Annotated in this window: 15 protein-coding genes; 6 read left to right on the top strand and 9 right to left on the bottom strand. The window is 63.8% G+C overall.

Annotated features, from left to right (window positions below):
• The first annotated feature begins 251 nt into the window (after positions 1–251).
• The 5 genes from L4X63_RS03660 (at position 252) to L4X63_RS03680 (ending at position 7,290) form a co-directional block, all read left to right on the top strand.
• Positions 252–665, top strand: coding sequence for a thioesterase family protein (locus tag L4X63_RS03660; protein WP_250677231.1), 414 nt, complete (start codon positions 252–254; stop codon positions 663–665).
• A gap of 610 nt (positions 666–1,275) precedes the next feature.
• A complete protein-coding gene (locus L4X63_RS03665) occupies positions 1,276–1,929 on the top strand; it encodes a hypothetical protein (RefSeq protein WP_250677232.1) in 654 nt (217 codons plus the stop codon).
• A gap of 338 nt (positions 1,930–2,267) precedes the next feature.
• Positions 2,268–3,341 carry an HlyD family secretion protein gene (locus L4X63_RS03670; RefSeq protein ID WP_250677233.1) on the top strand — a complete coding sequence of 358 codons (1,074 nt, stop codon included), beginning with the start codon at positions 2,268–2,270 and terminating at the stop codon, positions 3,339–3,341.
• A 41-nt stretch (positions 3,342–3,382) separates the two neighbouring features.
• Positions 3,383–6,166, top strand: a complete 2,784-nt coding sequence (gene rbbA / locus L4X63_RS03675) for a ribosome-associated ATPase/putative transporter RbbA (RefSeq protein ID WP_502799894.1) — start codon at positions 3,383–3,385, stop codon at positions 6,164–6,166.
• 2 nt (positions 6,167–6,168) lie between these two features.
• Positions 6,169–7,290 (top strand): ABC transporter permease, encoded by a 1,122-nt coding sequence (locus L4X63_RS03680; RefSeq protein WP_250677235.1) that lies wholly within the window; start codon positions 6,169–6,171, stop codon positions 7,288–7,290.
• An 80-nt stretch (positions 7,291–7,370) separates the two neighbouring features.
• Here the strand turns inward: L4X63_RS03680 and L4X63_RS03685 are convergent, their stop codons facing one another.
• The 7 genes from L4X63_RS03685 to L4X63_RS03715 all read right to left on the bottom strand — a co-directional run bounded on the left by L4X63_RS03685 (position 7,371) and on the right by L4X63_RS03715 (position 16,636).
• On the bottom strand, positions 7,371–7,859 hold the full coding sequence (locus tag L4X63_RS03685; RefSeq protein ID WP_250677236.1) for an arsinothricin resistance N-acetyltransferase ArsN1 family B: 489 nt from the start codon (positions 7,857–7,859) through the stop codon (positions 7,371–7,373).
• A 160-nt stretch (positions 7,860–8,019) separates the two neighbouring features.
• The gene (locus tag L4X63_RS03690) at positions 8,020–9,402 is read right to left on the bottom strand and encodes a NarK family nitrate/nitrite MFS transporter (RefSeq protein ID WP_250677237.1); all 1,383 of its coding nucleotides are present in this window, start codon (positions 9,400–9,402) and stop codon (positions 8,020–8,022) included.
• Positions 9,403–9,425: 23 nt separating this feature from the next.
• Entirely contained in the window at positions 9,426–10,091 is a 666-nt protein-coding gene (locus tag L4X63_RS03695) for a respiratory nitrate reductase subunit gamma (RefSeq protein ID WP_250677238.1), read from the bottom strand.
• On the bottom strand, positions 10,088–10,753 hold the full coding sequence (locus L4X63_RS03700) for a nitrate reductase molybdenum cofactor assembly chaperone (RefSeq protein ID WP_250677239.1): 666 nt from the start codon (positions 10,751–10,753) through the stop codon (positions 10,088–10,090). The genes L4X63_RS03695 and L4X63_RS03700 overlap by 4 nt, the downstream gene beginning before the upstream one ends.
• The gene (gene narH, locus L4X63_RS03705; RefSeq protein WP_284694450.1) at positions 10,746–12,230 is read right to left on the bottom strand and encodes a nitrate reductase subunit beta; all 1,485 of its coding nucleotides are present in this window, start codon (positions 12,228–12,230) and stop codon (positions 10,746–10,748) included. The genes L4X63_RS03700 and narH overlap by 8 nt, the downstream gene beginning before the upstream one ends.
• A gap of 3 nt (positions 12,231–12,233) precedes the next feature.
• Positions 12,234–15,821, bottom strand: a complete 3,588-nt coding sequence (locus L4X63_RS03710) for a nitrate reductase subunit alpha (RefSeq protein ID WP_250677240.1) — start codon at positions 15,819–15,821, stop codon at positions 12,234–12,236.
• The gene (locus tag L4X63_RS03715) at positions 15,821–16,636 is read right to left on the bottom strand and encodes a c-type cytochrome (protein WP_250677241.1); all 816 of its coding nucleotides are present in this window, start codon (positions 16,634–16,636) and stop codon (positions 15,821–15,823) included. Before L4X63_RS03715 ends, L4X63_RS03710 begins: the two co-directional genes overlap by 1 nt.
• 308 nt (positions 16,637–16,944) lie before the next feature.
• On the opposite strand from L4X63_RS03715, the gene L4X63_RS03720 reads away from it, so the two are divergent.
• Positions 16,945–17,532 carry a L,D-transpeptidase family protein gene (locus tag L4X63_RS03720; RefSeq protein WP_250677242.1) on the top strand — a complete coding sequence of 196 codons (588 nt, stop codon included), beginning with the start codon at positions 16,945–16,947 and terminating at the stop codon, positions 17,530–17,532.
• Between the two features lie 115 nt (positions 17,533–17,647).
• On the opposite strand, the gene L4X63_RS03725 is transcribed toward L4X63_RS03720, so the two are convergent.
• On the bottom strand, positions 17,648–18,709 hold the full coding sequence (locus L4X63_RS03725) for an NAD(P)-dependent alcohol dehydrogenase (protein ID WP_250677243.1): 1,062 nt from the start codon (positions 18,707–18,709) through the stop codon (positions 17,648–17,650).
• A 303-nt stretch (positions 18,710–19,012) separates the two neighbouring features.
• Positions 19,013–19,699 (bottom strand): PEP-CTERM sorting domain-containing protein, encoded by a 687-nt coding sequence (locus tag L4X63_RS03730; protein ID WP_250677244.1) that lies wholly within the window; start codon positions 19,697–19,699, stop codon positions 19,013–19,015.
• Positions 19,700–20,000: the final 301 nt, after the last annotated feature.

A 20,000-nucleotide genomic window follows, 5' to 3' on the forward strand; every position in this document is an offset into this window, starting at 1 on the left:
GGCAAGCACTGAGACTTGCCGCTCTTTTTTTCCAAGCGATTTTTCGTACATCTCTCCTCGGAACAACCGGGATCGGCACTCGTGTTGTATATTTTGTTATAACACCATGGCGTGCTAAATCGCGAAAGGCACGCGAGGAGATCCTGCTTCATGCTCCGGGCGAAGCCTCGACGGCAGAGGTCTCCTACCGCCCGTCCTCAGGGCCGGTGGGATTGCCTGAAGGGGTAAAAGGGACGAAAGGGGGACGCATTATGAAGGAGTTGCCAGCCGGGTTGAAACACACCCTCAACTACCGGGTTCCCAGGGAGCGTACGGTGCCGTTTCTGTACCCGGAGTCGCCGTTCTTCGCAGTGATGCCGGAGGTTTTCGCCACCGGCTATCTGGTTGGATTCATGGAGTGGGCCTGCATGGAGGCCCTGGCTCCCTATCTGGAGGAGGGCGAACGGACGGTGGGGACCATGATCAACGTCACCCATGAAGCCGCCACTCCCGCGGGAATGGAGGTATCGGCCACCGTTCGCCTCGTGGAGGTCGAAGGCAAGCGCACGGTCTGGGAGATCGAGGCCCGCGACGAGGTGGACGTAATAGCCCGCGGCCGCCACGAACGCTTCGCGATCGACTACGACAAGTTCACCAGGAAGGTGGCCGCCAAAAAAGGCGGGTGATGCGGCTTGCGCTTAACGATGAGGGAGATGAAAAGGGGACCGGGAATCTTGAGAGCCGGTCCCCTTTTCGATGCGGCTTGCGCGGCCGCGGCACCTACCGACCGCCGGGGAGGGCGGTCCATAGCTCCGCGATGTTGCCCGGCCTCCTATTTTTTGCAGAGGCTCGAGAATTTCTTGCGGAGGCTCATGCAGGATTGCGAACCGATTTTCTCGCGGGCTCGCCCCTTTCTCGGCGTGCCGGAACCCGTTCATCCCTTCCCAAACCCTATTTTTTGGTCGCTTCTCCCGTTTCTCTGCTTTCGGAGCCCTCCAGGCACGGTTTGGACACTCTGTATTTTTGCAACCGGCTCGGCAAAAGACGTCAGGGCGCCTGCAAAAGCGCTGAGCGCCGCGAAAAATATACCGCACCGAGGGGGGTGAACCTTCAGCATCCGCCCCGGGGGGCGGGCGGCGCTCGCTGCACGTGCCCTGGCGGAACGCCAGCTGACGGGGCTAGTCGTTAAAAAAATTAAAAATATTTAAAGTAATAGAAACACCTGCCGACAAGGTTCTTATACGGCAAAGCAGGAAGAGCGATCTACCCCTGGAACAGGGAAAGGAGGCGGTACCTATGGCTGGAAACACGAAGTCCCAGATCACGCGCATGCCTCATCAAACCTTCATCAACTCGTTTGAGCCAACCGTCGAGGTGTACGTGAAACAAAACCCGATCGAAGGCCCGCTTCCCAAGGTCGTGAAGGGGCCCCCGGAACTAGGCGACATTTTCTATGGGTTCAAGACCGTGCAGAACGCGGCCCAGTCCAACGAAAACCTGGCGGTACTCCAAAGAAACGCCATGAGGGGAGTCGTCAACACCCACTTCATCAACTTCGTCGATTTCGTTTTGCTGGCGGCCAGAGAAGACGATGCCCTCCCGGTCAAGCTGAAGCTGGATTTTCTTCTTAAACCCGCCGGCACGAAAGCCTCCCTCAAGCTCCAGATGGAACGGCTGGTGCTGAAAGGTTTCGCGGTGTCCCCCCATCCCACCCTGGAGGGAACGGTGCTGTACAAGGCCGAGGGAGCGGTCAGGAGGGCCCTCGAGATCCAATATACCTACAGCGATCCCACCGTTGAAGCCAACTGGGCCCACTTCAAGACCAGCGGCGGAAGTAAGGGGAGCGGGAGCGGGCTTGAGTCGGGCCGCCGCTGCAACTTCAGGGGGCGACAGGTGGGCAAGGACGAACACGGCGCCTGGAGCCGCCCGGTAAGCGTCATGATCCCGTGACCGTATGGTTTAGTCTTATTCGTCCTTAGCATCACCCACCGCGTTGAAGACAGGCCTACCAGCCGCAACCAAACCAGGTTGCGGCTTTTTTTATTCCAGACCAGCCGCTTTCTCTCACCGGGCCTGCTGGTACCGGGCAAAAGATAAAAATTTTAAATTCTTAACAGTGTCCGGGGCAGACTCTGCTGCAATCTATCCCGTTAGAGCTAGACTTTGTGAGTATGCCTGCGTCCTGTCTGACAGTGAGCAAGGCCGCCGGAACAATCTCAGCGTGGCGGGAAGAGAAAGGGGCCGGCGGAGTGTGGCAGGGTAGCGGATGCCGTTTGGAGGATTGTGCTATGACGACTCGGCAAAAGAGAGTGGTACTCGCCATCTCAGCGGTCATCGCCGGCGGCCTCGCCGGGTGGATCGCCTGGCAGAAATTCGGCATGCGGGATGACAGCAACGCCCTGGTCAGCGGCAACGGACGGATCGAGGCGACGGAGATCGAGGTGGCGGCCAAGATCGCCGGCCGGGTCCGTGAAGTCGCGGTCCGGGAAGGCGATCTGGTCGTGGCTGGGCAGGTCGTCGCCTCCATGGACACCGAAAACATGGAGGCCCACCTCCGCCAGGCCAAGGCGCAACTGAAGCTGTCCGAACACGCGGTCGTGACCGCGCAAAGCCAGCTCGCCCAGAGGGAGAGCGAGAAACAGGCAGTCCTGGCACTGGTCCGGCAGCGCGAGGCGGAGCTCGTGAATGCCCGCCAGCACGCCTCCCGTTCCGCAGCCCTGGCCGAGAAAGGAGCCGCGTCCCGGCAGTCGGCCGACGACGACGTCTCGCGTCTGGCCAGCGTTGAAGCGGCCATCGCCGCCGCACGAGCCCAGGCCGCCGCCGCCGAAGCGGCCGTAACAACCGCCAGGAGCCAGATCTCCGGGGTCGAGTCCGGGGTCGAGGCGGCCCGGGCGGTAGTCGCGGGAATCGAGGCCGATCTCAAGGACAGCGCCCTCAAGACCCCCCGCAGCGGACGGGTGCAGTACCTGGTGACACAGCCGGGCGAGGTGGTCGGCGCGGGAGGCCGGGTTCTGAATCTGGTCGACCTGACCGACGTCTACATGACCTTCTTCCTTCCCACCACCGCGGCGGGACGGGTTCCGCTCGGCAGCGAGGTGCGGCTCACCCTCGATGCCGCTCCCGGCTTCGTGATTCCGGCCAAGGTCTCCTTCGTGGCCGACGTCGCCCAGTTCACCCCGAAGACCGTCGAGACCGCCTCCGAGCGCGAGAAGCTCATGTTCCGGGTGCGGGCCCACATCCCCGTCGACCTCCTCCAGAAAAACATCGCCCGGGTGAAGACCGGGCTCCCCGGAGTCGCTTTCGTCAAGCTCGATCCCGCGGCGCCGTGGCCCGCCCGCCTGCAGGTGAGGGTCCCGCAGTGAACGCGGACGGCGCCACCGGTACGAGCATGACGTGCCCCCCGGTGGCAACTCTTTCCGGCGTCACCCTGCGCTACGGCGGCACCATCGCCCTCGAATCCGTCGAACTGGAGATCCCCGCCGGCTGCATGGCCGGGATCATCGGGCCGGATGGGGTTGGCAAGTCGACCCTGTTGTCGCTTATCGCGGGCTCCCGAGCGGTGCAGGGGGGGCGGGTCGAGGTGCTCGGCGGGAATATGGCCGACGCCCGGCATCGCAGTGCGGTCTGCCCCCGCATCGCCTACATGCCGCAGGGGCTCGGCAAGAACCTTTACCCGACCCTCTCCGTCTTCGAAAACGTCGATTTCTTCGCACGGCTCTTCGGCCACGGCCGCCGGGAAAGGGAGCGGCGCATCGGCGAACTCCTCGCCGCGACCGGGCTCGCCCCCTTCGCCAGCCGCCCGGCCGGCAAGCTTTCCGGAGGGATGAAGCAGAAACTGGGGCTTTGCTGCGCGCTGATTCACGACCCGGACCTGCTGGTCCTGGACGAACCCACCACCGGCGTCGATCCCCTATCGCGCCGGCAGTTCTGGGAACTCGTCGACCGGATCCGGAGGGGGCGCGAGGGGATGAGCGTGCTCGTCGCCACCGCGTACATGGAAGAGGCTGCCCGCTTCGACTGGCTGGTGGCCATGAACGCCGGGGGCATCCTCGCTACCGGGACGCCGTCCGGACTCCTGGAACGGGCCGGAGCCTCCTCTCTGGAAGAGGCCTTCATCGCCCTCCTCCCCAGCGCTCAGCGCGAGGGACACCACCCCATCCATATTCCGCCCCGTAGCGACGACCCTGACGGCGCCGCGGTGATCGAGGCCCACGGCCTCACCATGCGCTTCGGCGGCTTCGTCGCCGTCGATCACGTCAGCTTCAGCATCGGGCGCGGAGAGATCTTCGGCTTCCTCGGCTCCAACGGCTGCGGCAAGACCACCACCATGAAGATGCTCACCGGCCTGCTGGAAGCAAGCGAGGGAAGCGCCTCCCTCTTCGGTCAGCCGGTCGACCCTCACGACCTCGACACCCGCCGCCGTGTCGGTTACATGTCCCAATCCTTTTCCCTCTACACCGAACTGACGGTCCGCCAGAACCTGGTGCTGCACGCCCGCCTGTTCCGGATTCCCCGAGAGCGGATCGAGCCGAGGGTGCAGGAGATGGCCGAGCGCTTCGGCCTCGAAGCCGTTATGGACGCCCTTCCCGAGTCGCTTCCGCTGGGGCAGCGCCAGCGCTTGTCGCTCGCGGTGGCGATGATCCACGGGCCGGAGATGCTCATCCTCGACGAGCCGACCTCCGGGGTGGACCCGGTGGCGCGGGACGCTTTCTGGCAGATCATGATCGATCTGGCGCGCCGGGACCGGGTCACCATCTTCATCTCCACCCACTTCATGAACGAGGCGGAGCGGTGCGACCGAATCTCCCTGATGCATGCCGGCCGCGTGCTGGTGAGCGATGCCCCCCAGGCCCTGATCGGCTCGCGGGGGGCCGCCACGCTGGAACAGGCCTTCATCGGCTACCTGGAGGAAGCGAGCAGCGCCACGTTATCCGCGGAAACGGAGGTGGCCGCGGAAAAGATCGAGGCGGGAGGGACCGCTGCGTCGACGCCGGCCGGACGCGCAGGGGAACCGGCCCCGGCTCCCGGCTCCGCCAAGCGGACCGCTTCGGCACCGGGCGGCTTCAGCCTGCGGCGGCTCTACAGCTACACCCGCCGCGAATCGCTGGAGTTGCGCCGCGATCCGATCCGGCTCACCCTTGCCCTGGCCGGGAGCATGATACTGATGCTGGTGATGGGATACGGGATCAACCTCGACGTGGAGAATCTGGCCTTTGCCTCGCTGGACCTGGACCAGACCACGCTCAGCCGCGACTACCTCGACAACATCTCCGGCTCGCGTTACTTCAGCCGGCGCCCGCCGATAAAAGACTATGCCGACCTGGACCGGCGCATGCGGTCCGGGGAGATCAGCCTGGCGGTCGAGATTCCCCCCGGGTTTGCCCGCGACCTCAAGCGCGGCACCCCCGTCTCGGTGGGGGCATGGATCGACGGCGCCATGCCGACCCGGGGCGAGACCGTACGCGGCTACGTGCAGGGGATGCACGCCCACTGGCTCGCAACCCAGGCCCGGCAGCGCACCACCACCGTTGCCGCCCCGCCCTTGGCCGTCATCGAAACCCGCTTCCGCTACAACCCCGACGTCAAAAGCCTCCCCGCCATGGCGCCGGGAATGATCCCCCTGCTGCTGATGCTGATCCCGGCCATGCTGACCGCCCTCTCGGTGGTGCGCGAGAAGGAGCTCGGCTCCATCGTCAACCTGTACGTGACGCCGGTCACCCGGCTGGAATTTCTCCTCGGCAAGCAGATCCCCTACCTCGCGGTCACCATGCTGAACTTCGCGCTGCTGGTCTGCCTCACCGTTTTTGCGTTCGGCATCCCGATCAAGGGTAGCCTCGCCACCCTCACCTTCGCGGCCCTCCTCTACGCGGGCGTTGCCACCGGGTTCGGTCTCGTGGTCTCTGCCTTCATGCGGACCCAGGTCGCCGCGCTGTTCGGAACGGCCGTTTTGAGCATCCTCCCCGCCATCCAGTTCTCCGGCATGATCGAACCGGTCTCTTCGCTGGAGGGGATCGGCGCGTTCATCGGCAGGTGGTATCCCACCACCCATTTCCTCGTGGTGGTACGGGGCGTTGTTTCCAAAGGGCTCGGCTTTCAGGAACTGCGGGCGGCGTTTCCCCCACTGCTGATCTCCGGGCCGCTGCTGATCGCCTTGGGCGTGGTGTTTCTCAAAAAACAGGACCGCTGACAATGAGCGCCGCCAACGTCGTACATCTCGGGGTAAAAGAGCTGCGGAGCATGCTGCGCGATCCGATCATGGACGTGCTCATCGTCTACGTGTTCACCGTGGCGATCTATGCCTTTGCCACCGCCATACCGGACACCCTGCACAAGGCGCCCCTCGCCATCGTGGACGAGGACCGCTCCCAGCTCTCGGCCGAGCTCGCCGATGCGTTCTACCCCCCGCTGTTTCTCAAACCGCGGATCACCACCTTGGCGGAGATGGACGCCCGGATGGATGCCGGTGCCGACACCTTCGCGCTGCTCATTCCTCCCGGCTTCCAGCGCGATGTTTTGGCCGGGAGGAGCCCCGGCCTGCTACTCAACGTGGACGCCACCCGGATGACTCAGGCCTTTGCCGGAAGCGGCTACATACAGGAGATCGTAAATGGCGAGATCCGGGCCTTCGTGCAGCGGCACCGGTCGGTGGCGGCGTACCCGGCCGACCTCGCCATGCGGGTGCGTTTCAACCCCCAGGCGAACAAATCGTGGTTCAGCGCGGTAATGGAGCTCATCAACAACATCACCCTCCTCTCCATCGCGCTAACCGGAGCGGCGCTGATCCGGGAGCGGGAGCACGGGACGGTGGAGCATCTGCTGGTGATGCCGGTGACTCCCTTCGAGATCATGGCGGGAAAGGTGTGGTCCATGGCCCTGGTGGTGCTGGTGGGATCGGTTTTGTCGCTTCTTTTGGTGGTCCACGGGGTGATCGGGGTGCCGATCGAAGGGTCCATCCCCCTATTCGTCACCGGAACGGCGCTGCACCTTTTCGCCACCACCGCGCTCGGGATTTTCCTCGGCACCGTCGCCCGCTCCATGCCGCAGTTCGGCCTTTTGCTGATGCTGGTGCTGCTGCCGCTGGAGATCCTTTCCGGGAGCGTCACCCCGCGGGAGAGCATGCCCGCCTTCGTTCAGGTCATCATGCTTGCCGCGCCAACCACTCATTTCGTGCTCCTGGCGCAGGCCATCCTCTACCGGGGTGCCGGGTTTGCGGTAGTGTGGCCACAGTTCGCCGCGCTGGCGGTGATCGGGACGATCCTCTTCGCCCTCGCCCTGGCGCGATTCAGAAAAACGATCGCGACCATGGTGTGACGCTTCAACGGAAAAAGGCCGGGAGTCGTAAGCTCCCGGCCTTTTCCGTACTTTTGCGCGAAGGATCGCATCGCGACTCCCTAGCGCGGCAGCAGCAGTTGCCAGTACCCGACATCGAGCCACTGTCCAAACTTCCAGCCCACTTCCCGGAATTCGCCTATTTTCTTGAAACCCACTTTTTCATGCAGGGCGATGCTGGCTTGATTGGGAACGGTGATCCCGGCGATGACGGCATGGACCTGCGTGGATTTCAGCTGTGCCAGCAGTTCTCCATAAAGGAGCGTTCCCAAACCGCGCCCGGTTGCCGAAGCATCGAGATAGATGCTGCTCTCCACGGTGAAGCGGTAGGCCGAACGCCCTTTCCATTTGCCGGCATAGGCGTATCCGCGGATCCCCCCCTCGTCCTCATAGACCACCCACGGATAGTCCCGCGTGTACTCCTCGATACGGGCCGCCATCTCCGCGGCGGTGAGGGGCTCCTCCTCGAAGGTGATCGGTGTGTTCACGATGTAGTGGTTGTAGATACGGCAGATCGCCTCGGCATCGTCTTTCGTTACGCTTCGAATCACCCGCCCCTCCCGTCATGAAGTTGCTCCGGCTGGGTCCCCAATCGCCTCATGGGGTACCTTGTCCCCACCTTGTACATGAGATCGTTGACAGACTCAAGAGGCGATGCCGGTTTCCCGCCTCGGGGCAGCGGGAAAATGCGGAGAGACTGCACCGGGGCGATCAGCACGGCATGGGGGCGTTCTTGCGGGAGTAGAACCACCAGGTGAGGACGATGCAGCTAAGGTAAAAGGCTATGAAGCCGTAAAGGGCAGCCGCCGGGGTTCCCGTCAACACGAGAGAGCTGCCGAAGCTCTTGGGGATGAAGAAGGCGCCGTAGGCGGCGAAGGCGGAGCTGAATCCGAGCACCGCGGCCGCCTCCTTCCCCGCCGCGGCCTGCGCCTGGCGCTGCGCCTCTTCACCCTTCCCGGCTGCGCGCTGCTGCTCGGTCAGGAAGATAATGGGGATCATCCGGAAGGTGGAACCGTTGCCGATCCCGGTGGCGATGAAGATCAGGATGAACATGGTCAGAAAGCCGGCGAAGCTCCCGGCCGAGCCGTCGTGCGGCAGGTAGTGGAGCGCCCCGAGCGCCGCCGCCGCCATGACGAAGAAGTTCCAGAAGGTCACCCGCGCCCCGCCCAGCCGGTCGGCAAGCCACCCTCCCACCGGCCGGATTGCCGCCCCCACTAAGGGGCCGAGGAAGGCGTACTGCACGGGATCGATGGCGGGGAACTCGGACTTGATGAGGAGCGGGAGTCCCGCGGAGTAGCCGATGAAGGAGCCGAAGGTCCCCAGGTAGAGCCAGCACATGATCCAGTTGTGCTTGCGCCGGAAGATCACCGCCTGATCCCGGAAGGAGGCCCGGACGTTGGCGAGATCGTTCATGCCGAACCAGGCGGCAAGCGTGGCGGCCAGGATGAAGGGGACCCAGATGAAGCCGGCGTTTTGCATCCAGACCGATCTGGCCACCCCCTTGATCACGCAGACCTGCGGGGCGCCGCAGAGCCGGCTGAACGTGCCGGTGCTGATCACCAGCGGCACCAGGAACTGCATGACGCTCACCCCCAGGTTCCCGAGCCCCGCGTTCAACCCCAGCGCGGTCCCCTTCTGCGACTTGGGGAAAAAGAAGCTGATGTTGGACATGCTGGAGGCAAAGTTCCCGCCTCCCAGCCCGCAGAGGAGCGCCAGGATCAGCATGGTACCGTAGCCGGTATGGGGATTGCGGACGGCGAAGCCGATGCCGACGGCGGGGATCAAAAGGGAGGCGGTGGTGAGGGTGGTCCAGGTGCGGCCGCCGAAGATGGGGACCATGAAGGCATAGAAGATCCTGAGGGTTGCCCCGGAGAGGCCCGGGAGGGCGGCGAGCCAGAAGAGCTTTTCGGCGTCGAAGCCGAAGCCTACCGCCTGCAGGTTGACCACCACTACGCTCCAGACCATCCAGACCGCAAAAGAAAGGAAGAGGCAGGGTATGGAGATCCAGAGGTTGCGGTTGGCGATGGCCCTACCTTCGTTGCGCCAGAATGTTTCGTTCTCCGGGTTCCACTCCCCAAGTTCGCGTCTTGGCATATGTATTCACCTCAACGCCTATCTTACTCCCTCCCCCGCCAGCGGTACAGGATCGGCTGGTCCTTGAGGAAGTCGATGGGAAGGTAGAGGAGGTGTACCAGCTTGGTAAAGGGGAGCACCCCGAGGATGAGGAAGGCGCAGGCTGCGTGTACCTTTACCACCGCGGGGAGGTCCGCCAGGTATTCGGGCTGCGGGTTGGCCGACCAGATGGACCAGAAGTAGGGAACCGCGGCATGCAGGTACCATAGCGATCCCCAGCGCAGGGCCACCGCGATGTAGACGCCCGAGCCGACCTGCACCAGCAGCAGGAACAGGATCAGCCAGTCCGAGAAGTAGGTGCTCCGCTTCAGCATGGCGGTGTTGACGCGGCGCAGGGTCAGGATCAGGATCCCCAGCAGGGCCAGCAACGCGAGCCCCAGTCCCAGACTCTCCAGGACGAGCAGCGTCTGCTGGTTTCCCAAAAATCCCGCTGCCAGCCCGGGGAAGAGGAAAGGAACCAGGTGGAACAGCAGCAGCGGGATGATACCGTAATGCCAAGGGTTCGATCCCCAGTACAGAAGCCTCCGCTCCAAAAGCTCCGTCGAGTACGCAGACCAGGTGAGCCGGTTGGTAAGGTAGCGGTAGATGGTCACCAGGAACAGCAGTGCGAGCACCAGGTAGGGGAGCGCCACGAAGATGAACGTGTTCATGCCGGTACCTCCTTGCCGTCTGCGCTAAGGAGCGATTCGACGGTGGCAAACAGGGGAAGCCAGTGCGTGTTCCCCTTCTCTTCGCCCCACCCAAGCTTCCGTACTCCGGGTAACACCTCTTCAGCCACGAGGCGGCGGCACCACGCTTCCAGGTCATCCGGTTCATCCAGGTCATCCGGGTAGTTCCGGTCGCTCGGGTCGTTCGGCTTATCCAGCTCCCCCCGCTCATCCCCCTCACGCAGAATCTTCTCCGCAGCTTCGGATACCCCTTTCCCGCCTGGATCCCCTTCCAGGTGGGAAAGGAAGGCAAGCAGCACGGAAAGGTGGTCCGGAAGCTCGCACCCCTCCGGTGAGAAACCCGCCCGCTCGAAGGCCCCTTTCAGCCGGATCATGAACTCCGCCCGTTGGCGGGGGTCGCCGTACAGGTGGTGCCCCAGGTACGGAGCCCGGGCCGGGTCGAAGTCGAAGGTGGCGACGAAATCCTCCTGGAGCGTTTCCAGGCTCGCGCCCTCCACGAAGGCGAGGTAAGGCGCCGCCTTGAATTCCAGCCCCTCCCTCCCGCAGTAAACCGCCACCCGCTTAAGCCCCTGGAGCAACTCCTCCCGCTCGCGGGGATACTCGAAAAGCCGTGACAGCGCCTGATAGGTTTCGCCCCTAGTCATCCTTACCTCCCCGGCGGGTGAGGTCGTTCCGTTCGCTCTTCACCCGCTGCAGGATGCCGAAACCGGCCTCTTGTTTCCGCAGCTCCGGCGTCTGCCCCTCCCGCTGCTGCGGCGGTATCACGTTACGTTCGTTGAAACCGGCGATGGTGAAGAGCCGGTAGAGGCGGAGCGCCCCCTCCCGGTCCAGGCCGGCCTGCTGCAAGATCGCCGGATCGGCCGGCTGCCCCAGGTTCTCCCCGCGCATGAAGACCCGCACCGCGTAGAGCTTGCGCATCACCTCCTCCACGATCCCGCGGTTCCCGCCGGCGAGAAGCCGCGCCAGGTAGTCGACCGGGACCCTCAGCGTCTCGGGGAGCGAGATGGTCCCTTTCTCCATGAGTCGGTAGGTGTCGCCCATGGTGGAGAGCACCGGAGAGAGGGACGGGATGTAGTAGGTCATCGGCATGGTGCGGAACTCGGGATGCAGCGGCAGGGCGAGCCGGAACTCCTTCACGAGGGCATACACCGGAGAGCCGATGGCCGCCTCGATCCACTGCTCCGAGACCCCGTTTTTCGCCGCGGCCTTTTGCACCTCCCGGTCCTTGGGGTCGAGGATGAGCGCCCGGGTCGCCTCCACCAGGTCGGCATCCTTTTGCAGCAGCGCCTCAGCCACCCCGTCCGCGTCGTAGAGGAGCACTCCCACGAAGCGGATCCTCCCCACGCAGCTCTGGGCGCAGGCGTTAACCTGCCCGGTCTCCACCCGCGGGTAGCAGAAGATGCACTTCTCCGCCTTGCCGCTCTTCCAGTTGAAATAAACCTTCTTGTAGGGGCAGGCGCTGATGCAGAAACGCCACCCCCGGCAGGTGTTCTGGTCCACCAGCACCACCCCGTCCTCGCCCCTTTTGTAGAGCGCGCGCGAAGGGCAGGAGGCGACGCAGGATGGGTGCAGGCAGTGGTTGCAGATGCGCGGCAGGTACTGCATGAACATGGTGGCGTAGGATTCGACGATGGCGGCGTCGGGAAGGTTCGGGTCGCTGGCGGCGTAAAGCCGCGAGCCTCCCAGGTCGTCGTCCCAGTTGGCGCTCCCCTGGATATGCTCGATCGGCTGGCCGGAAACCTGCGAGAGCGCCCTGGCGACCGGCTGGTCGTCGCCCTCCGGAGCCCCCGCCAGATTCCCGTAGTCGTAATCGAACGGCTCGTAGTAATCCTCGATCCGCGGCAGGTTGGGCTGGAAGAAAAGGCTGGCGAGCGTCCTCCCCTTCCCCATCGACTTGAGGTTCACGTTCTTCCCCTCGGCCACCCCCCCCCCCCGGTAGCGCTCCTGGTCCTCCCAGCCGCGCGGATATCCCACGCCGGGCCTGGTCTCCACGTTGTTCCACCACATGTACTCGGTCCCGCGCCGGTCGCTCCAGATGTTCTTGCAGGCGAGGGAGCAGGTATGGCAGCCGATGCACTTGTCCAGGTGAAACGCCATCACGATCTGGGCTCTGACGTCCATCTCTCACCCCTTGAGCTTGCGGACGACGACGTAGCAGTCGCGGTTCACGCCGGTCGGTCCCCAGTAGTTGAAGTAGTAGCTGAACTGCGCATAGGCTCCCAGCAGCAGCGCCGGTTTCAGGCGGATCCTGGTAAGGCTGTTGTGGACGCCGCCCACCTTGCCGGTCTTGCGCGATTTTTTTATGTCCACGGTCCGCTCGGTGGCGTGGTACATGATGCAGGCTCCGGCCGGGATACGGGAGGATGCCACCGCCCGGCAGGTGACCACACCGTTGGCGTTGTAGACCTCGATCGGCTCGTTGTCCTCGATGCCGGCCCCCGCCGCATCCCCATCGTTCATCCAGAGCTCGACCCCGCCGCGCGACAGGGTGAGCATCTTGAGATTGTCCCGGTAGGTGGTGTGGATACTCCACTTGCCATGCGGAGTGAGGTAGTTGAGGACGAGCCCCCCCTCCCCCACGATCTCGTCCAGCATGGCCGGGTCGAGCCTCCCCTTGAAGGTGGGAAGCCCTTCGTGGGTGGAGGTGTAGTACGGGTGGTCCAGGTAGACCGACTGCCGCCCGGAAAGGGTGCGCCAGGGAACGCCATGCTCCACGTTCAGCACGAAGGGTGCGTAGGCACGCCCGTTATTGACCAGGCCGCTCCAGATCGGGGAGTTGATCACCCGGCGCGGCTTCTTGACGATGTCCTCCCAGTGGAGCCTGAAATTCTCCGATCCCCGCGCGAGCTTCCCCAGCGGCTTCCCTACCCTTTGCCCCAGATTTTCGTAGGCGCGCCGGGCCAGCTCGCCGTTGGTCTCCGGCGCCAGCGAGAGGATCACGTCCGCCACCACCCGCTCATCGCTGAGGTCCACATACCGCTCCCCGCCCCAGCTGCGGGTCGGCATCTGCCTCACCAGGCTTTGGTGCATGTCGCCGGCATCGTAGGAGATCCCGTGTGCACCGAGGTGCGCGATAGCGGGCCCGAGCGACAGGAAGCGCTGGTAGATCTTGGTATAGTCCCGCTCCACGATCGCGAGCTGGGGCATGGTGCGCCCCGGCACCGGCTCGCACTCGCCAAGCTTCCAGTCCTTTACTTCGCGCTGGGCGATCTCTCCCGGCGTGTCGTGCAAAAGCGGCTGGGCGATGACGTCCTTGACCGGCGCCGGGAGGTGCGTCTCGGCGAGCTCGCTCACCTTGCGGGCGATGGCAGTGAAGATCTTCCAGTCGCTGCGCGACTCCCAGACCGGCGGTACCGCCGCGTCCATGCAGTTCACGAAGGAGTGCAGGTCGGTGGTGTTCAGGTCGCTCTTCTCGTACCAGGTGGCGGTCGGGAGGACGATGTCCGAGTACATGGCGGAGGTGTCCATCCGGAAGTTGAGGTCGACCACCAGGTCCACCTTGGCCCGCGGTGCCTCCTCGCGCCAGTTCACCTCGGAGACCTGGCCGCGGGCGGCCTCCACGGCGTCCACCGAGCTGTTGGTGGTCCCGAGCACGTGCTTCAGGAAGAACTCGTGCCCCTTCGCGCTCGACGCGATGGCGTTGCCGCGCCAGATGAACCAGAGCCTCGGGAAGTTCTCCGGGGCGTCGGGATCGTCGCTGGCGAAACGGGTGGTCCCCTTTTTCAGGCGCTCCACCAGCCAGGCCCGGATCTCTTCGTCGCTCGTGCATCCTTCCGCCTTCGCCTTCTCGGCCAAGGAGAGCGTCGACTCGTCGAAGTGGGGGGCGAAAGGAAGCCATCCCAGCCGCACCGCCTTGGCGTTCAGGTCCGCCACATGAGAGGGCATGCCGGTTTCCCCCTCGACCGCTGAGTAATCCTTGATCCCCCGGTCGTAGCGCCACTGGTCGCTGTGCATGTACCAGAAGTTGGGAGCGCTCTGGAGCCGGACCGGTTTCACCCAGTCGCTGGCCATGGCGACCGCGGACCAGGAGGCGAGCGGCGCCACCTTCTCCTGTCCCACGTAATGTGCCAGACCGCCGCCGTTGCGGCCGACGCTCCCGGTCAGGATGAGGGCGGTGATGGCCGCACGGTAGAGGAGGTCGTTGTGGTACCAGTGGTTCACCCCGGAGCCGATGATGATCAGGTTGCGTCCGCCGCTCTGCTCGCCGTTGGTCCCCCACTCCCGCGCGATGTCGATCACGGTCTGCGCCGCTATCCCGGTATGCTTCTCCTGCCACTTCGGCATGAAAGGGAGCTCGGAGTCGTAATCGGCCGGATACTCTCCGGCCAGGTTGCGGGAGACGCCGAACTGGGCCAGCAAGAGGTCGAACACCGTGGTCACCACCGCCTCCCCCTGGAGCGTCGCCACCCGGCGGACCGGGACCTCCCGCAGCGCGTCCCCCTCTCCGGCGAAGCGGAAGCGGACCCGGCGGGTCTCCCCTCCCAGCAGGGTGAGGGCGGGGTCGATGGCGCCGCCGTCGGCGAGATCCACCATGTCGAGGTTCCAATCCCCGAGCTTCTCCGCCCAGCGCGACCCGATGCTCCCCTTGGGAATCCGCACCTCACCCCCTTGGTCGGCGACACAGAGGATCCAGGCGGCATTCTCCAGTCCCGCCCCGCGCTCGATCTCTTCGGCCCGGAGGAACTCACCGGCGGTGAGAACATCTTTCTTACCCTCCGCCGCCGGGGCGAGCTTCACCAGGAATGGGAGATCGGAGAAACGCTTCACGTAGTCGGTGAAGAAGGGGACCTGGCGCTCCACGTAGAATTCCTTGAGGAGCACGTGATTGATCGCCATCCAGAAGGCGCCGTCCTGCCCCCGGGAGGCGGGGATCCAGGCGTCGGCGAACTTGGTGGCGATGGAGTAGTCGGGGGACATGACCACCACCTTGGCGCCGCGGTAGCGGGCCCCGGCGAGGTAGTGGGCGTCGGGGGAGCGGGTCATCGGGACATTGGAGCCGCAGACCACGATGTAGGAGGCATTGTACCAGTCGGCCGACTCATACACGTCGGTCTGCTCTCCCCAGACCTGCGGTGAGGCCGGCGGGAGGTCGCAGTACCAGTCGTAGAAGCTGAGCGCCACCCCACCTAAGAGCGAGATGAAGCGGGTGCCGGCTGCGTAGCTGATCATGGACATGGCCGGGATGGGGGAGAAGGCGATCACCCGGTCCGGCCCGTGCTTTTTGACCGTGTAGATGGTGGAGGCGGCGATGATCTCCTCGACCGTCTCCCAAGAGGCACGGCGAAAGCCCCCCATGCCGCGCTTATCGGTCCAGGAGGCGCGCGCCTGCGGCTCCTCGACCATGCTCTGCCAGGCAAGCACCGGGTCACCATGCTTCCCCTTCGCCTCGGTCCAGCGGTCCAGGAGCACCCCCCGCACGTAGGGATACTTCACCCGCATCGGGCTGTACAGGTACCAGGAGAAGCTGATGCCTCGGGCGCAGCCGCGAGGCTCCTGGTTCGGGATGGCCGGATCGAACTGCGGGTAGTCGGTGGCCTGCAGCTCCCAGGCGACGATGCCGTCCTTCACATGCACAAGCCAGCTGCAGCTCCCGGTGCAGTTCACCCCATGCGTGGTGCGCACCACCTTGTCGTACTGGTGGCGGTTGCGGTAGAACTCCTCCCAGCCGCACCTGCCGCGGCAGGGCTCATCCTTGAACCGGTCTGAGGACATTATCGGATCCTCCTCCTGATGGCGATAAAGGCGACGATAAAGAGAGCGAAAAAGCCGAGGCCGCTGTACGGGAAGGGAGAGGTTTCGGTCGTTTTCCGGGCGGCGGCATCCTCGAAGAGCGCCACCAGCGGGGCGGTCTCCGCTTCAGTCAGCGGGCGGTCCGCGTAGACCCGCTTCATGACCGGGAAGCTCAAGCTCCCCAGCACGCCGCGCACCCCGCTCTCCCCCATACTCGCGTAGATGCCGGTGAGGTTGGCGGCCAGCGTGCCGCCGTGAATGCCGGGGTAATGGAGATCATGGCAGGAGACGCAGGGGGCACCTCCCTTTGCGAAAGGTGTCTTGCCGGTGAACAGGGCACGCCCCTGGTCCAGAAGCTGCGGGGTAACGGTGACTGCCGGCGGGGCGGCGGGAGACGCCTCCTCCGGCCCGGCAGGGACGGCGGTGCCGGACGGTGCGGCAGGAGCGGCGGTAGAGCCCCCGCCCAGAAATGCGATGATCTTCTGGGCGTCCTCGCGGCTCACTCCCAGTTTCGGCATCTCCATGCCGTACTTCTTCACCAGCCCAACCTGCGTCGGGTCCTTGCCGGCGCTCAACCGGTCGGGCTCGGTGATCATCCGCACCAGCCAATCGCTGCTGCGCCTGCTCCCCACCCCCTTGAGGTCAGGACCGACACTATCGCCGCCTCCCACCGTGTGGCAGCTGGCGCAGCGTGCTTGGAAGAGATCCTTCCCCTCGTCCGCCCCGGCTGTGCCTGCTGTCAGGATGAGCGACAAAAGAGTAAGACAACAACCAGGGATCAGCATCGATCTGGCCATGCGGTCCTCCGCGAGCTTCTGACACTACGGGGATTTTTTTCCGGCGGAACAAGGCTTAAGTATAAACGGGAGTAAGCAGCTAGAAAGGGGGGCAGACAGAAATTTTATGATTTGTTAATTTATGTCGAGAAGGGCAGCACCCGTCAGCATGCGCCGCTCCCCCGATGCCATCCCCCATTCGGACGGGCCCCGGTTGACAGATATGATTAATCAGTATTAACTTTGACTGCAATGCATGGAGAGTGAAAAGGTGGAAGCGGAGGAAGGTGGTGACTGCGCTCACCCAGAGCGCTTTCGAGGAGGTAGTGATGTCCGATGCACTCAAGTACGGCATGAGCGGTGAGGCAGTGACAGATCTCCAGCGGCGGTTGAACTGCAGCGGTCCCTCCCGGTTGCCCGCTCTGGATGCCGACGGCAATTTCGGAGTGACCACGCTGGGACGGGTGATGGAGTTCCAGTACCTTCGGCATCTCCAGGCCGATGGCGTCTGCGGACCCTTGACCTTTGGGCCGTTAAAGCCCGCCTGCGACGCACCCCTCCAGCCTGCGGGGCGCTGCATCCTCGTCGATCTCATCAACGGCGTCCTCTACGCCTTCGAGGACGGCAATCAGTTCATGAAGAGCGCCCCGATCCACGGCGGAGCGCCCGAGGACCCGTCGGCCATGGGAGTCTTCCCGATGTCGTCGCGGCGGTTGCGGCACCACACGAGCAGCAAGTTTCCCACCCCTCCCGACAACATGGAGTTCGCCATGTTCTACAACGGCGCCCAGGCGATCCATCGCGGCAATCCCGGCAAGCCCTCCCACGGCTGCATCCATGTCGGCTATCCCGACATCGAAAAACTCTTCGACTGGGCCGGCAGCAACGACATCCTCGTCATCGTCGCCAAGCAGTAGACCGCCTGCCACCAAGAAAAAGAGCCGCGAGAAATCTCTCGCGGCTCTTTGTGTTTTGTGCTCGAAAACCGGCCCTCCGATGGCAAGCGGCCGGCGCACAACGCCCGGAAACGGCTTATTCGCCTTTAAGGGAAGCCATGTCGATGGAGAAGCGGTACTTCACATCCGACTTCACGAGCCGCTCGTAGGCTTCGTTGACCTTCTGGATGGGGATCACTTCCACGTCGGAGGTGATGTTGTGCTCGCCGCAGAAGTCGAGCATCTCCTGGGTCTCCTTCAGTCCGCCGATGAGGGAACCGGAGATGCTTTTCCGCCCGAACAGCAGCGCGAAGGAGAGGAGCGGCAGCGGCTTCTCCGGTGCGCCGACCAGCGTGATGTTCCCTTCCAGCCCCAGCATGTTGATGTAAGCGTTGATGTCGTGCTCGGCTGCAATGGTGTCGAGGATGAAGTTGAAGGTTCCCGCCTGCCGGGCCATCTCGTCCTGGTTGGTGGAAACGATGACCTCATGGGCCCCAAGCCGCAGGGCATCCTCCCGTTTCTTCGGCGAGGTGGTGAAGACCACGACGTGGGCGCCGAAGGCCCGGGCGAACTTGACTCCCATGTGGCCGAGCCCCCCAAGCCCGACGATGCCCACCTTCTTCCCCTTCAGGTCGCCCCAGCGGCGGATCGGCGAGTAAGTGGTGATCCCGGCGCAAAGGAGCGGGGCGACACCGGCCAGCTTGAGGTTCCCCGGTACCCGCAGCACGAAGTGCTCATCGACTACTATGCTCTCGGAATAGCCGCCATAGGTGACGGGACCTGCCCCGTGCTTGTCGGGAGAGTTGTAGGTGAAGGTCGCATTGTGGCAGAACTGCTCGAGGTCGGCCCGGCAGCTCGGGCAGTCGTTATCGGAATCGACCAGGCAGCCGACCCCGACCACATCACCGGCTTTGAACTTGGTGACGGCCGAGCCAACCTTGGTGACCCTGCCGACGATTTCGTGGCCCGGAACACAGGGGTAGACCGTGGGCATTATACTGTTCCACTCGTCGCGGACGGTGTGCAGATCGGAGTGGCAGATGCCGCAGTAAAGGATCTCGATCTGCACGTCGCGTTCAGTCGCCTCCCGGCGCTGAATGGTAGCCGAGGCGAAGGGAGAGGTTGCGCTGGCAACAGAATAAGCTTTTGCCTTGTACATAAGGTTTTTCTCCTTTTTCTAGATAGTGTTCATCGGCCGTGAAGTGGCTCGCCACTCTCAATGGTATCGTCTATTTCCCTATGTGGTGGAAAAGGACAACTGTTTTCTGCTCGCCGCATTGGCTCAGTACCTGTTCTCGGCGATACGGGAGTACCTGCGGCGGCATGGGCGGCTGCATCGGAGGGACGGTGCGGAGGATAGCGGACAATTACCGCGAGATGGTGAGTCTGAGTGATCTGGGGGGAGGTTTCCAACGAGGGAACGGGAGGAGGGAGAGCCCGGCTGGCGGGCTCTCCCATTTTCTCACTCTCTTCTCACCCTTCGCCACCACATCGCACCGGCCAGACCGGCGGCGAGGAGTACCACGGTGGACGGCTCGGGGACCGGCGGCGGATCGTCTCGGACAAGGAAGCTCCCCTGGGCATCCCAGACCTGGCTTTCGGAGAAGGTGTGATCGTCGCAGCTGGCATTGATGTTGACATAGGTCCTCATAAACCCGGTTCCCACCGGATAGTCGGCCGCCGCATAGAGGGCTGAACCGATGAACCTCCCGCTGGGCAATCCCGTTTGCGGCGCCACCGGGGTTCCGGTAATGCCCCAGACATACCGGTTGCCAGAGTTGGCCGTTTCGCCCGAGAACCCCGGTGCGTAGCCGATCAGTCCCATGAGGTTCCATTCGGCATAGAAAAGATTGGCAGAAAGGCCGGGAGAGCTGTACAGGCCGGCATTGGTGTAGAAAGTCTGCAGTTCATCCGCCGTCGCGTACCGCCATCCGTAAAAGGTTCCGCCGACCCCGGAATCGGCGTTGATGCTGTCCATCGACTTGCCGAAGGTCTGCGTCAGGTCCAGCCACTCCAGCCCGGTCCCCGTATCGAGGGTACAGGACCCGATCCCGAACTTGGGATCGTCTGCCGAAATGATTGACGCAGAGGCGTGGGAGCCGACCAGCCCGACGATGACCAGAGCAAGGATCACTAACCGCTTTCTCATAGAGGCCTCCTTTATGGCATAGGGAAACGCTGCATGATGATTTAGCAATTACAGTGCCTTTCACTAGAGCCGCGCAGTACATGGTTCTACCTAAAATTTCCCCTTCTGAATCATAGCTGGATCTGTAAAGTTCCCCGACCAACTGTCGATGATCTTTCATCCCGCCTTCCGCTTCCACTCAGTGTCATCTCTGCTGGCCGCCCGCTCCCTTCTCCGTTACCCTGACTTTGGCCCCGGGAACTCCCCCAACAAAGTAAGCTTCCCTTACACTGAAGAAATTGATAGAAATGACGATACTTGT

This window comes from Geomonas sp. Red32 (assembly GCF_023652955.1).
Taxonomy (GTDB): domain Bacteria; phylum Desulfobacterota; class Desulfuromonadia; order Geobacterales; family Geobacteraceae; genus Geomonas.

Coding starts and splice junctions, on each gene's coding strand:
- L4X63_RS03660 (WP_250677231.1), top strand. CDS start 252: ATGAAGGAGTTGCCAGCCGGGTTGAAACACACCCTCAACTACCGGGTT.
- L4X63_RS03665 (WP_250677232.1), top strand. CDS start 1,276: ATGGCTGGAAACACGAAGTCCCAGATCACGCGCATGCCTCATCAAACC.
- L4X63_RS03670 (WP_250677233.1), top strand. CDS start 2,268: ATGACGACTCGGCAAAAGAGAGTGGTACTCGCCATCTCAGCGGTCATC.
- L4X63_RS03680 (WP_250677235.1), top strand. CDS start 6,169: ATGAGCGCCGCCAACGTCGTACATCTCGGGGTAAAAGAGCTGCGGAGC.
- L4X63_RS03690 (WP_250677237.1), bottom strand. CDS start 9,402: ATGCCAAGACGCGAACTTGGGGAGTGGAACCCGGAGAACGAAACATTC.
- L4X63_RS03695 (WP_250677238.1), bottom strand. CDS start 10,091: ATGAACACGTTCATCTTCGTGGCGCTCCCCTACCTGGTGCTCGCACTG.
- L4X63_RS03700 (WP_250677239.1), bottom strand. CDS start 10,753: ATGACTAGGGGCGAAACCTATCAGGCGCTGTCACGGCTTTTCGAGTAT.
- narH (WP_284694450.1), bottom strand. CDS start 12,230: ATGGACGTCAGAGCCCAGATCGTGATGGCGTTTCACCTGGACAAGTGC.
- L4X63_RS03710 (WP_250677240.1), bottom strand. CDS start 15,821: ATGTCCTCAGACCGGTTCAAGGATGAGCCCTGCCGCGGCAGGTGCGGC.
- L4X63_RS03715 (WP_250677241.1), bottom strand. CDS start 16,636: ATGGCCAGATCGATGCTGATCCCTGGTTGTTGTCTTACTCTTTTGTCG.
- L4X63_RS03720 (WP_250677242.1), top strand. CDS start 16,945: ATGTCCGATGCACTCAAGTACGGCATGAGCGGTGAGGCAGTGACAGAT.
- L4X63_RS03725 (WP_250677243.1), bottom strand. CDS start 18,709: ATGTACAAGGCAAAAGCTTATTCTGTTGCCAGCGCAACCTCTCCCTTC.
- L4X63_RS03730 (WP_250677244.1), bottom strand. CDS start 19,699: ATGAGAAAGCGGTTAGTGATCCTTGCTCTGGTCATCGTCGGGCTGGTC.